Annotated in this window: 13 protein-coding genes and 1 pseudogene; 9 read left to right on the forward strand and 5 right to left on the reverse strand. The window is 40.0% G+C overall.

Going from position 1 to position 13,115, the window contains the following annotated elements; genetic code table 11:
* The first annotated feature begins 132 nt into the window (after positions 1–132).
* Positions 133–1,386, forward strand: a complete 1,254-nt coding sequence (locus H539_RS0104910; protein ID WP_026692609.1) for a murein hydrolase activator EnvC family protein — start codon at positions 133–135, stop codon at positions 1,384–1,386.
* Between the two features lie 47 nt (positions 1,387–1,433).
* On the opposite strand, the gene H539_RS0104915 is transcribed toward H539_RS0104910, so the two are convergent.
* The 3 genes and pseudogenes from H539_RS0104915 to H539_RS0104925 all read right to left on the reverse strand — a co-directional run.
* Positions 1,434–1,643 carry a KGG domain-containing protein gene (locus H539_RS0104915; RefSeq protein WP_026692610.1) on the reverse strand — a complete coding sequence of 70 codons (210 nt, stop codon included), beginning with the start codon at positions 1,641–1,643 and terminating at the stop codon, positions 1,434–1,436.
* 88 nt (positions 1,644–1,731) lie between these two features.
* On the reverse strand, positions 1,732–2,115 hold the full coding sequence (gene gsiB, locus H539_RS0104920) for a glucose starvation-inducible protein GsiB (protein WP_026692611.1): 384 nt from the start codon (positions 2,113–2,115) through the stop codon (positions 1,732–1,734).
* Between the two features lie 134 nt (positions 2,116–2,249).
* Positions 2,250–2,510: pseudogene (locus tag H539_RS0104925) on the reverse strand (KGG domain-containing protein); the annotation flags it as partial.
* A gap of 219 nt (positions 2,511–2,729) precedes the next feature.
* Here H539_RS0104925 and H539_RS0104935 point away from each other — a divergent pair.
* The 3 genes from H539_RS0104935 (at position 2,730) to ltaS (ending at position 6,426) form a co-directional block, all read left to right on the forward strand.
* Complete coding sequence (locus H539_RS0104935) at positions 2,730–3,155, forward strand: hypothetical protein (protein ID WP_026692613.1); 426 nt, start codon at positions 2,730–2,732, stop codon at positions 3,153–3,155.
* 570 nt (positions 3,156–3,725) lie between these two features.
* On the forward strand, positions 3,726–4,067 hold the full coding sequence (locus H539_RS0104940; RefSeq protein WP_026692614.1) for a DUF1516 family protein: 342 nt from the start codon (positions 3,726–3,728) through the stop codon (positions 4,065–4,067).
* 406 nt (positions 4,068–4,473) lie between these two features.
* Entirely contained in the window at positions 4,474–6,426 is a 1,953-nt protein-coding gene (ltaS, locus tag H539_RS0104950) for a lipoteichoic acid synthase (protein ID WP_081415783.1), read from the forward strand.
* A gap of 34 nt (positions 6,427–6,460) precedes the next feature.
* Here the strand turns inward: ltaS and H539_RS27755 are convergent, their stop codons facing one another.
* Positions 6,461–6,721 (reverse strand): hypothetical protein, encoded by a 261-nt coding sequence (locus H539_RS27755; protein WP_035321942.1) that lies wholly within the window; start codon positions 6,719–6,721, stop codon positions 6,461–6,463.
* 209 nt (positions 6,722–6,930) lie between these two features.
* On the opposite strand from H539_RS27755, the gene bcaP reads away from it, so the two are divergent.
* From bcaP to H539_RS0104980, 5 genes are all read left to right on the forward strand, one after another.
* Positions 6,931–8,322 carry a branched-chain amino acid transporter BcaP gene (gene bcaP / locus H539_RS0104960; protein ID WP_026692616.1) on the forward strand — a complete coding sequence of 464 codons (1,392 nt, stop codon included), beginning with the start codon at positions 6,931–6,933 and terminating at the stop codon, positions 8,320–8,322.
* 235 nt (positions 8,323–8,557) lie between these two features.
* Positions 8,558–9,811, forward strand: coding sequence for a helix-turn-helix domain-containing protein (locus H539_RS0104965; RefSeq protein ID WP_026692617.1), 1,254 nt, complete (start codon positions 8,558–8,560; stop codon positions 9,809–9,811).
* Positions 9,812–9,940, forward strand: coding sequence for a hypothetical protein (locus H539_RS33045; RefSeq protein ID WP_281171386.1), 129 nt, complete (start codon positions 9,812–9,814; stop codon positions 9,938–9,940).
* A gap of 151 nt (positions 9,941–10,091) precedes the next feature.
* Complete coding sequence (locus tag H539_RS33050; RefSeq protein ID WP_281171387.1) at positions 10,092–10,220, forward strand: hypothetical protein; 129 nt, start codon at positions 10,092–10,094, stop codon at positions 10,218–10,220.
* Positions 10,221–10,668: 448 nt separating this feature from the next.
* On the forward strand, positions 10,669–11,607 hold the full coding sequence (locus H539_RS0104980; RefSeq protein ID WP_026692618.1) for a magnesium transporter CorA family protein: 939 nt from the start codon (positions 10,669–10,671) through the stop codon (positions 11,605–11,607).
* Positions 11,608–11,709: 102 nt separating this feature from the next.
* Here H539_RS0104980 and H539_RS0104985 read toward each other — a convergent pair whose 3' ends face one another.
* Positions 11,710–12,813 carry an N-acetylmuramoyl-L-alanine amidase family protein gene (locus tag H539_RS0104985; protein WP_162144686.1) on the reverse strand — a complete coding sequence of 368 codons (1,104 nt, stop codon included), beginning with the start codon at positions 12,811–12,813 and terminating at the stop codon, positions 11,710–11,712.
* Positions 12,814–13,115: the final 302 nt, after the last annotated feature.

The raw sequence follows: 13,115 nt of genomic DNA on the forward strand, positions 1-13,115 counted from the left end.
TTTGAAACATTTATCGATAAATAAAATGGTATAATAGTCATGGATTTGGATAAAGGTGACAAAAAATCCATAAATTTAAGAAATTAACAGGATTTGTGACGAAAAAAGGATTTAAACAAGCGGGGGAAAACATTGAAAAAATTATTCATCTTAATGGCGGCTTTATTATGCCTTGGAGCCTATTCCGGGGGGGCTCAAGCTGCTAGTTTAACAGATATGCAGGAGAAGCAAAATCAGCTTAACGCTAAGCGTGAAACGGTACAGTCTGGCGTCCTGGCGGCTGACAAAAAGATTGAAAGCCTGCAGAGCCAGCAGAAAACAGTGATCCAGCAGCTTGAGGCATTAGAGCTCAAGATGAGAGAAACTGTAGAAAAAGTCGCAGAAAAGGAAAAACAAATACAAGATAAGAATCTAAGAATATCTGAATTAAATAATGAAATTGCTCAGCTGCAGGAACAGATCGCAAAGCGCGAGGAGCTTTTGAAGCAGCGGGCGAGGGCGATGCAGGAAAACGGCGCGAATGTTGATTACCTGGAGGTCCTGCTTGGGGCCGAAAATTTCGGGGATTTTCTTGAACGGGTATCGGCCGTTTCTACATTGATGCAGGCTGATAGGGATATCATCCATGAGCAGGAAACAGATAAATCCAAACTGGAGACAGCTGAGGAACAGGTGAAAAAAGAATTAGGGAGCCTGCAGTCTATGCTGACAGAACTAAAGAGCCTCCAGGAAGAACAAGTGGAACAGAAGGCTGGTAAAGACCGGCTCATGAAAGAGCTTCAGGAGCAGGAGCATGAAACAAGTCTGCATAAAATGGATTTAAAGGAAGAGGAAGAGCTTCTCGCTGCCCAAAGTGCGGCTGTACAGAAGGCAATTGATCTTGAAAAATCAAGGCTTGCTGAGCTTGAGGCAGCCAGAAAAAGGGCCGCTGAGGAAGAAATGAAGGGCTTTTCAGCTGGATCTGCTCCAAGACCGATAATTTCGAGAGGGACATTCACAACTCCAGCCAACGGAATCTTATCATCCAATTTTGGACAGCGGGGAAGCGAAAGGCATATGGGTGTGGATATTGCCAATGCGGGGGCAAATGTACCGGTCGTAGCAGCCGCTGATGGTGTAGTCAGCAGATCGTACCTATCCTCCAGTTACGGGAATGTCATTTTTATCACACATTCCATCGATGGGAAGATTTATACAACGGTCTATGCCCATCTAAAAGAAAGGCTGGCTGGCACAGGACAGGTAGTTGCCAAAGGCCAGCAGCTTGGAATCATGGGGAATACAGGTCAATCCACAGGGCAGCATTTGCACTTTGAACTCCATAATGGACAATGGAATGCGGGGAAGACCAATGCAGTCAACCCAATCGGGATCGTTCCCTTTTAACAAAAAAGAAAGAAAGCACATCGCGTGCTTTCTTTCTTTTTTTTGCTTTAGTCATTATCATTGTTATTTCGTGCTTCTCCGCCTTTTCGGCCAATCTCTTCATAGAATTCATGGTCATGATTCTCGGAAGTAGCTTCTCCGCCTTTTTTGCCAATTTCCTGATAAAATTCTTTATCATGATTTTTGGCAGTAGCTTCCCCGCCCTTGCGTCCTGCTTCTTCCACTGTCATTTTTCCATTTTTATTGTCGTTAGCCATTGAAAACACCCCTTTTTATAGTATAATCAAAAAAACTGAATATTCAGAAACATGAAACTTCTATCTTACTTTATTTCAAGCAAGGATGTTAGTCTCTGTTATTGTTTCTGGCATTGCCGCCTTTTTCGCCGATTTCTTCATAGAATTCGCGTCCATGGGACTCAGAAGTGGCTTCTCCGCCTTTTTTTCCAATTTCCTGGTAGAATTCCTTGTCATGGGACTCAGAAGTGGCTTCTCCACCCTTTTTGCCAATTTCCTGGTAGAATTCCTTGTCATGGGACTCAGAAGTAGCTTCTCCACCCTTTTTGCCGATTTCCTGGTAGAATTCCTTGTCATGGGACTCAGAAGTAGCTTCTCCGCCCTTTTTGCCAATTTCCTGGTAGAATTCTTTGCCATGATTCTCAGAAGTAGCTTCCCCGCCTTTGCGACCTGCTTCTTCAACGCTCATTTTATTATTGTTATCTTTAGCCATTTTACATGCACTCCTTTAATTTGATTGATTTTTTGTACAGACCGATTTATACGTTAAATCATTTGTTCACATTTCCCAGGAGAAGCTAGGTAAATAGTAATAGGTTCTCTGTAAAAAAAACCGTATTTATTTTAATCCCTGTTTTTATTTCTGGCTTCTCCGCCTTTTTCACCGATTTCCTGATAAAATTCTTTATCATGATTTTCTGAAGTGGCTTCTCCACCCTTTTTGCCGATTTCCTGATAAAACTCTTTGTCATGATTTTTGGAAGTGGCTTCTCCGCCTTTACGGCCGATTTCCTGGTAGAATTCTTTGTCATGATTTTTGGATGTAGCTTCTCCGCCCATGCGGCCAGCTTCTTCAACAGTCATTTTTTCATCGTTTTCTTTAGCCATGGTACTCCACTCTCCTTTAGCAAAGTAATTTTTATCTTACAGTACTTATATAGCCTCGCTAAAAGAACTTAAACATAAAAGAAATTGAAATTTGTTATCAAGAGGGAAGGGAGTGGTGAATATATTAATAAGAGAGAAGAGTAAAAAAATCTTGTATTATTCCGATATAGAATATAAAATGATTGAGTTTATAAAAAATCTTTATGCTGGAAGTGGGATATGTTAGATAAGACAATCGAAGAAATTACCTCGGAACTTTTGACCCGCAGCGGGCTTAATGTCCCGGTCTCCCTCGAAAACCGATTTCCAAACGGACGGCTCGTTGGTGGAAAATACAACCTCGGAACCAGATCCATCACCATGTACCTCGATACTGTAAAAGAGCAATGCCAGCTTCTTTTTGGCAGCATAAGCCATTATTTAAATTATTATGCAATAGTACTTGCTCATGAATTAGGGCATGCTACCGATGAGAGTCTTGCAGCCATTGCCGATCTGCTGGCAGTAGCCAATGAAGCAGAATCCAGGAAACTCCTGAGAATGGCAGAGGAGAAGGCCTGGGAAGCTGCGAGGGAACTTGTTTTTGATATTGACGAAGGACTGTTTGCAAAGGTGAGAGATACCGCCTTGGATATGCACCGTTAAATTGAGGACAGCAGACTGGCTCAGTAAGAATCTGAGTACGTTTGCTGTCTTATTTAGTATGTTATCGAAAGGATCTTTTCTAAAAGATTGTTGTTTTTTTAATAGTTCTGAGAGGCGATCTCATTGTAAAATCAGGTTGATTGGAGCGGAAGCGGGACAGGTGAGACCCCGCAGGCGAAGCTGAGGAGGCTCACCGCCCGCCCCCGCGGAAAGCGAGCAACCTGGAGCGTGAAATCAACCACCTTGTTTCGAAGCAACAAAGTTTGGAAACAGCCTATCGAAATAATCATCCCTGTTTGTCGAAAATGCAGTAAAGATCTGCCGGCTAAATTAGACAGGGGTGAAATGTTCTGAAAAAATAATCAAATGAAAGCATATAATATGAAGAAACTCGTTCAATTAGATACTTTTGTCCTATAAAAAACCTTTAGTGACTGTCAGATGTATACAAATTGTGAACGATGTCTGCAAAGAATTGGCCCTGATTTAATGGGAGGCATTTTAAATTCTTTAGCGGTGTTGTTATAATGTTGGTAGTTATATGAAAAATACATAAGGGAGCAAGTGATTATGTTAACAGGTTTATATCATACTCATGCAGGTTCATGGGCCATCTTAATTCTTCTTTTCCTTATCAGCTATTTCGCCAGCAGACAAAAGATAACATTAATGATCCAAAGGCTTTTTTACTTAATCATGCTGGGAAGCGGGATTGGGATGCTGATCCTGGGCCACTTTAACGGCCGTTATATCATAAAAGGTATAGCTGCTGTCATTTTAATGGGAATTATGGAAATGCTTGTAGCGCGCAAAAGAAAAGGGAAGAAGCACGCGGGTTTCTGGATAGTATTCGTCATTCTTCTAGCCTTTATCCTGCTGGTTGCCTACAATAAGACATTTATGGTCCTCTAAGAAAAAACAGCTGGTTTTGCCAGCTGTTTTTTTTGTGGTTTGAATGTGACATTTTTACTGATAAGGGATATAATAATTCAGTGCGTAAAAATAAATTGTAAATTTTAGCAAAATAGCAGGTTAAGGAAATGTTAAGGAATATTTGGTTTTCTATTGTAGGAGTGGTTTATGGGATATGCGCAGCTGGGTAAAAAAAGCCCATGGACTGCGCTTCTTTTTGCCAATATGGCGTTATTAACCAACGCAGAGTAATAAAATTTTATTTAGGACATAGCATAATGTATTGTTAAGCTTCTGTAAAAAAATTGTTAAAACGGACCTTGACGAAAATGAATTAAGGTTTATAATTGAGTATTATTTCAGATGGAAAAAAGCCTATGTTTTAAAATTAGAAAGGATGTTCTGAATGGAAAGCATGAAGAAGATAGGAAGGAACCTGTTAAACACAAAACTTTCCTTTTTCTATTTAGCGGTTTTACTCTTTTGGATTAAAACGTATGCAGCTTACAGAGCAGAATTTAGTCTGGGCATCACCAATGACTTGCAAAAATTCTTATTGTTCATAAATCCAATCAGTTCGGCATTGTTCTTCTTTGCCTTTTCACTGCTTCGCAAGGGACGAGCAAGAAACCGTATCCTGGTTGCCATTAACTTCGTTTTATCTTTTATCTTATTTGCCAACATCGCATATTACCGGTTCTTTAATGATTTTATTACCCTTCCGGTACTGACTCAAACAAAGAACAATGCAGGAGATCTTGGCAACAGTATCGGCGCGCTGATACACTGGACAGATATTTTTTACTTCCTTGACACCATTATCCTGATTGCGCTGCTTCTCTTGAAAAAAGTAAAGCCGATCACAGAACAAAAACTAAAAGCAAGGACCATCATGGGAGTATTTGCATCTGCAGTCATTATCTTCCTTGTAAACCTTGGGCTTGCAGAATCTGATCGTCCTGAGCTGTTAACAAGGACGTTTGACAGGAATTACCTGGTAAAATATTTAGGAACCTATAATTATACTATTTATGACATGATTCAGAGCACAAAATCCTCTGCCCAGCGAGCATTGGCGGACAGTGACCAGATCACTGAAGTAGAGAACAGCATTAAATCGAACTATGCGGAACCAAATCCTCAATACTTTGGCAAGGCCAAAGGGATGAACGTGATTTATGTATCTCTTGAATCTTTCCAGAACTTCATGATCAACTATAAGCTTGATGGTCAGGAAGTTACACCATTCCTTAATTCATTGACCCATGATCCTAATACGTTCTATTTCAATAATTTTTTCCATCAGACTGGTCAGGGAAAAACATCTGATGCTGAATTTATGATGGAAAACTCTTTATATCCGCTTCCGCAGGGAGCGGTATTTACCACAAAAGCACAAAATACGTATCAGGCACTGCCTGGTATCCTGAAAACCAAAGGCTATACTTCCGCGGTGTTCCACGGTAACTATAAAACATTCTGGAATCGCGAAGAAATGTATAAGTCCCTGGGCTATGACAAGTTTTTCGATGCGAACTACTATGATATGACTGAAGAGCATACCATTAACTATGGTATGGAAGATAAGCCATTCTTTAAGGAATCCATGCCGCTCTTAACAAGCTTGAAGCAGCCGTTCTATACCAAGTTCATTACGCTGTCCAATCACTTCCCGTTTGACCTGGATAAAGAGGATATTACCTTCCCTGCAGCCAAGACGAATGATAAGGTAGTGAACCAGTACTTCCAGACAGCACATTACATGGATGAGGCACTTGAACAGTTCTTTAATGATCTGAAGGCATCCGGTTTATATGACAATACCATGATTGTGCTTTATGGTGACCATTATGGCTTATCAGAGAACCATAATAAGGCCTTGGCCCAAATCCTTGGGAAGGATAAAATTACTTCATTCGATAACGCCCAGCTGCAGCGCGTTCCTTTGTTCATTCATGTTCCTGGTGTGAAGGGTAACGTAGTCAGCAAGTACAGCGGTGACGTAGATGTCCGTCCTACTGTTATGCATCTTCTAGGAATGGATTCTAAAGATTATCTAGAATTCGGATCAGATATCCTATCGAACAGCTTTGATCAGGTTGTTCCATTCAGGAATGGGGACTTTATGTCTCCTCAATATACAGAGGTTGACGGCAAATGTTATTCAAATGCCACCACTGAGGAAATAGATGCAAAGCAATGTAAACCGATGGGTGACAAGGCAACATCAGAACTTGAACTTTCTGACAAGATTGTATATGGAGATCTCTTGAGATTCTACAATCCACAGGGATTCAAGAAGATCAACCCAGCAGATTACGATTATTCTTATCCAGAAAAAAAGGTGAATAATAAGTAAGAAAAAGAGCCACTATAATAGTGGCTCTTTTTCTTTACTTTTTGTATCGATCCGGATCGGGAAGATCGTTGTCCATACCCATGCTGCCATTCAGTTTTTTTTCACTGGAGGACTGGTTCTTGGATTCGTCGCGATCGCGTTCTTCTCTCATTTCTTCCTTTATATCTTCAAGGGGGAGGTCATCTACAGGCATGAGAGTCTGATCTCTCTCCAGCTGCTTTTGCTGGTCTTTCTGAAATGCCTTATTTGTATCATTTCTTTCTTCCAAGTATCGTTCCTTCTCTTCGTTAGCCATACTTTTTCTCCTTCCCTTTTTTGATTACTCATCTTTTCCCCTTGTAACCAGGATAAAACATTAAATGATCTTGAAGATGGCGCGGGAGATAACTTTTAGGTAAAACAGAAAATAAAGTTGCTGCACTTTGTCGAATAATGTAGAGTATTGTTATATTAACTTCAATTAATCTGTATTATTAGATAATAGCACTTGCATCAGGAGGATTTATGAGTTTATTCAGAAAGAAATCTATTGCAGAATTGATTCAAGAAACAGGCAGGAAAGATGTTCAGCTAAAAAAGGAACTTGGCGGTTTTGATTTAACCATGCTGGGGATAGGAGCGATCATAGGAACGGGTATATTCGTTCTTACAGGGGTCGCCGCAGCAAGGTATGCGGGTCCGGCTCTTGTTCTCTCCTTTGTAATAGCAGGTCTTGCCTGTGTATTTGCGGCACTATGCTATGCTGAATTTGCTTCGACAGTACCGGTTTCGGGGAGCGCCTATACATACAGCTATGCCACATTCGGTGAATTGGCCGCCTGGATCCTTGGCTGGGATCTCCTTTTGGAATATGGATTTGCTTCATCAGCTGTGGCCAGCGGATGGTCGGGATACTTCCAGGGTCTGCTCGCAGGATTCGGATTCCAGCTCCCTCACGCCATCACCAGTGCGTATAACCCGGACAAAGGGACTTTTATTGATATACCAGCAATTTTCATTATTGTTATTATCACCTTGCTCCTGACGCAGGGAGTAAAAAAATCCGCAAAATTTAATACTGTAATGGTCATCATCAAGCTGGCAGTGGTTGTCCTTTTCATTGCAGCAGGCGTCTGGTATATAAAGCCGGAGAACTGGACACCATTTATGCCTTTTGGATTCAATGGAGTCACACTGGGAGCGGCCACTGTGTTTTTTGCTTATATCGGTTTCGATGCAGTTTCAACAGCTGCGGAAGAAGTGAGGAACCCCCAGAAAAATATGCCGATAGGGATCATCAGTTCTCTTCTTGTCTGCACCATTCTATATATTGTCGTGTCTTTGATTTTAACCGGGATGGTTCCATATAATCTGTTAGATGTTAAAAATCCCGTCGCTTTCGCTCTTACTTATATTCATCAGGATTGGATTGCCGGACTTGTCTCGGTTGGAGCCATTGCGGGGATCACAACTGTACTTCTGGTGATGATCTATGGACAGACCCGGCTATTTTATGCGATCAGCCGAGATGGTCTATTGCCTAAAATGTTTTCTAGGATCCATAAAGAGAAGCAGACGCCAATAGTGAATTCTTGGATAACCTGCCTATTGGTAGCGATCTTTGCAGGGGTGGTTCCACTTGATAAGCTGGCCGAATTGACCAATATCGGCACATTATTTGCCTTTATGACAGTTTCCTTGGGAATTCTATATCTGCGCAGGTCCAATCCAGAGCTTAAGACCGGTTTCCGTGTACCATTTGTGCCATTAATCCCGATTCTGGCCTTTCTCTTCTGCGCCTACCTCGCACTTCAGCTGCCAGGAATCACATGGGCCGCGTTCGGAATCTGGCTTGTGATAGGATTATTGATTTATTTCCTATACGGAAGAAAACACAGCGTACTTAACAAAGGCTAAGCCCAGGAGCTGTCTTAAAAGGATATAAAACTTTTTGGGACAGCCTTCTTTGTATACTTTGGAGGATTATTATTTCCCGGGATTATTTATTTCTACAGTGGGGTATAAAACCAGGAATTCAAAAATATGTTATGTACTAAAGAACAAGGCGGGGATCGATGAATCGAAAACCTTTTGAAGACTGATATTATATATAGTAATATATATATAATATGATAGGAAATGGAAGGATATTATGAAGCTGGGGTCCATTATAAAATACTACCGTCTAAAAAAGCATTTGACTCAATCCGAATTGGCACAGGATATTTGTTCCATCTCCCATCTCAGTAAAATCGAAAACAACAGCTATGATGGAAACGCGGAGACGGTTGATCTTCTTTTGAAGAAGCTGAATGTGAACCTGGAGCAGGAAGAAGAGAAGTATGAGGAGTTAAAAGAAGCGCTACAGGAATTTTATGAGGCTATGGTATTTTACGATTTTGAAACAGCAGATAAACAGTATAATACATACCTTAAAGATATGGAGGAATTTGCTTCTTCTACTGATTTAATTAATTTATACCATCTCTATTTATTTAAATATTATACTCAAAAAAGAGACTATGAAAAAATTAATCAGACACAGAAGGTTATTGAAAAACTCCAAAATAACTTTACGCCTTTTGAAAATTTACTTTATACTTTCCTTATTGGATTGTCCTTAATGAGTGAGAATAAAATACTCGAGGCCAATGAGCAATTTATCAGGCTTGAATCCTATAATCCAACTGAAGCGATTACTTTTAACGGTGAACTCTATTATCAAAAAGCTTTATGTGCAAGTGTATTGTATGATCCTGAAAAGTGTATTATTCAGGCAAATAAAGCATTAAATATATATCAGAATGAAAATAATTTCTTGAGAATAATTCATACAAAGATGTTATTAGGGATAGGCTATATGAGACTGGAAATGTACCGAGAGGCTTCAGAAATGTATAGGAATTTAATGAGAACATCTAGGTTACTTCTACAGGACAATTTATTTTATCAAGTTCTATTTAACTATTCGGTTATGCTTACGGAAATGGGTGAATATAAAAAGGCGAGAGAATTATTAATAAAATGCAGCGGATCATTTCCTAAGGGAAGTCAAGAGGATTTAATAATTAAACTTGCTTATATTGAAACATCTATTAAATTAAATCGTGAAAAAGAGGAAATTGTAAGTGTTATTGATGAAGTCTTAGATCTTTGTGACAAAAAAAATCATAAGAAGTATATTATCCTAGCAAATATGTATAAATATCAATTATTTTCCCAACAAAAATACTATACATACCTGGAAAATGTAGTGTATTCTTACTATATAAATAACAATCAATTTGCATCTGCTAAAGACATAGCTTTAAAGCTTGCTGAATGGTATTCGGAAAAAAATGAAATGGATAAATCACTTCATTTTTATAATAAATATATTGAATTATCAAAGAAGGGGGCAGTTTAAATGAAAAAATTTATTTTATGTATAGCATTAGGTGCTGTACTAGCAACGGCATTTTCCTTCACAAATGTCGGTTATGATTCTTCAATATATAAACCTTCCCGTATTGAAGTAATTCTTCCGCCTTCTTAATATATTAACGAAAATTTTCCCAATACAAAAGTCACGGGGAAGCCTTTATAATTAAATCAAAGAATAAAGACAAGTCCATTTCAGACTTGTCTTTTTCATTCATCCGATTCCAGACTGGGCGAATTGATTTAATATGAGGGAGGGAGTTAGAATGTCAGCAAACTATGAAAAAATTACTTTGAACGACATTAACGAAATGCTTGAAAAATTAGATCTGTTGCTGGATGGAGTCACCCATGATTATTCACAAGGTTATGAGGAGACAGTGAGCGGCTATTAATATAAAGGAATGATTTCATTTCGTCTTGGGGCATGAGTCTATGATTCATGCTCTTTTATTATGCCTGGGGCAGCAGCATCAACTTCTGTGCGAACACGTGACTTTAGTCCAGCCCTGTATTTCATTTCCCTTTTTCGTGTTTCTCTTTTATAATTAAATTTTATGCATAATTATCTCATTGATTTTTTAGGGGTTAAGAGTATAATTTTTTAGGAAGCCCATATGCTGATGGCATATAGCACTGGGGTTTGCGTTTTTGCATAAAATAACGGAAATGACCATTAAAGGAGTTGATTGTTTGAGTAGCCACGGTTCCATAGAACCCGATTCGGAAAATTTGCTTGAGGAAGACGGTTTTATCTTTTTATCATGTGGGAGTGATTATTGCAAATATGTCAGCCCTTTAAAAGGTATGGCTGCTTCCTCAATATCATGAGGAGGACAGCAAATGATTGAGGTTTTTAAGACAAATGAATACGGCAGGATTGAACCAATCCCCGAGATTACAAAAGGCTGCTGGATCAACATGATTTCGCCGAGTGATGAGGAAATCAGCAAGGTGTCCGGCAGGCTGAATATCCCGGTCGATTTCTTTAGGGATGCACTGGATGATGAAGAGAGGTCAAGGATTGAGAAGGAAGACAATAATGTACTGATTATCGTCGATTTCCCTTATGTGACCAGGGACGATACCGGCCTCCCGATCTATGAGACAATTCCCATCGGGATGATTATCTGCGAGGAATGCTTCATTACCGTTTCCTTAAAAGAAACACCGATATTATCAGATTTTAAAAACAATAAAATAAAAGGATTCTTTACAAATAAAAAGACGAGATTTGCGCTGCAGATTCTTTTTATCATTTCCTCCTATTATCTGCGCTATCTCAAGCAGATCAATAAGAAGACGGATGAAGCAGAAAGGGAGCTCCATCAATCCATGAAAAATAAAGAGCTGTATACCTTCCTCTCATTGGAAAAGAGCCTTGTATATTTTACCACTTCCTTGAAATCCAATAAGATTGTCCTTGAGAAAATGCTCAGGCTCAATCATTTAAAAATGTATGAGGAAGATAAGGATCTGCTTGAGGATGTGATTATCGAAAACACCCAGGCAATCGAAATGGCTGACACCTACAGCTCAATCTTAAGCGGTATGATGGATGCCTTTGCCTCCATCATCTCTAACAATCTAAATGCTGTCATGAAGTTTTTGACATCCATCACCATTATTCTTTCTTTTCCAACCATGGTTGCAAGCTTTTATGGGATGAATGTTGCATTGCCATTCGAGAAAAGCCCGCATGCTTTTCTGATCACCATGTGTTTTGCTGTCTCCTTATCAGCCATAACCACCCTCATCTTTTGGAAGAAGAAATATTTTTAATAACCTTCCCATTAAATAAAGAACAAAAAGCACTGACCCGATCGTATGGGCAGTGCTTTTTTCTTTAAAAAGAGGCTGGATAGTCCAGCCTCTAAAGGAAGATCAATAAAAATAATTTTTTAGTCCATTGCAGATAGCATTCGACATGGTTATCTGGTACTCATTTGATATAATGGTATCCAATTCCTTTTGATTGGAAATGAAGCCTAATTCGAGCAGAACAGCCGGCTGGCTGTTTTCACGGACTACATGAAGGCTTTCTTTCTTGACTCCACGATCCCTCATACTGGTGGCTTTCACCATTTCCCGCTGGATGCAGTCTGCAAGCTTCTGATCCTTAGCCTGTGTATAATAATAGGTTTCAAGGCCGGATGCCGTACTTGACCCTGCATTGTAGTGTACACTTACAAATGCATCCGCATGGTATTTTTCAGCTAGGTCCACGCGTGCCTGCAGAGAAGGGTAGGTGTCTGAGCTTCTTGTCAGGATGACATTGGCTCCTGCATCCTTTAAAAGCGCTGCAGTCTTCTGAACCATCATAAGGGTCAGGTCTTTCTCAAGCACCGCTTTTTTCAGAGCAGGGCTGTAACCGGCCGATCCAGGATCCGTCCCGCCGTGTCCTGCATCGAGGACGATGGTTTTTCCAACAATCGTCTTTGGCTTTGTCTGGGGCACAGGGACTGAAGGCTTTGAAGCTGCAGGAGCTTTATCTGTCAGATACTTATTCGAAACCCATCCGGTATAGGGTTTATATGTGATCTTGGACCAGCTGCCATTTCTGGACAGTTCAACAACCTTTGTCTGATTCGGCAGAAGAGTGATGGCCTGCGCCTTGGTGTTTGCTTCTTTCCGTAAATAAAGTCCGCTGGCATTAACGTAATAGGATTTAGTCGTGGCTGCAGGTGTTTTAACCTGTACTGGCATAGGCTGCAGATAATCTGCAGAAACCCATCCATCCTTCTTTTTGGGATCATCGATTTTCGCCCAGCCTTTACTGGTCTGAGTAATCTTGACGATTTGACCCTTTGAGAGCTTCCAAAGGATAGCGGATTTAGTCGAAGGCGTGGACCGTACGTTCAGAGTGCTTGCGGTGATTTTTGCATTCTGATAGGAGGCAGCCTTGGCTGGGATCGAGTTGGCATAAAACATGGAGACAAAGACAAAGGCGCATGCAAGAACCCAAAATTTTTTCTTGATTTTACTCACCTCTTTTTTCCTATTCATCAGTATTCTATCTTTCTGGAAGATATATCTACTATACTACGAAATGAGTAGGAAAAAAGGGAAAAAAGTCATAAAAAAACATCTTTTTTTCTTGAAAATGGAAGAAACTTAGGGAAATGGGGGCTGAAATGGCCTTTCGAGGACTGTAACAATCTTTCCGTGGCCCTTGCATCTGGTACAAGGCTTAGAGAAAATCTGTAAAAATGTTACTTTACCGCGTCCTTGGCAATGGATGCATAATTCGATAAGTTTCACTTTCTGGTCCTCCCTGTGATTAGTCTGCT

Source organism: Peribacillus kribbensis DSM 17871 (assembly GCF_000430765.1).
Classification (GTDB): Bacteria; Bacillota; Bacilli; order Bacillales; family DSM-1321; genus Paraperibacillus; species Paraperibacillus kribbensis.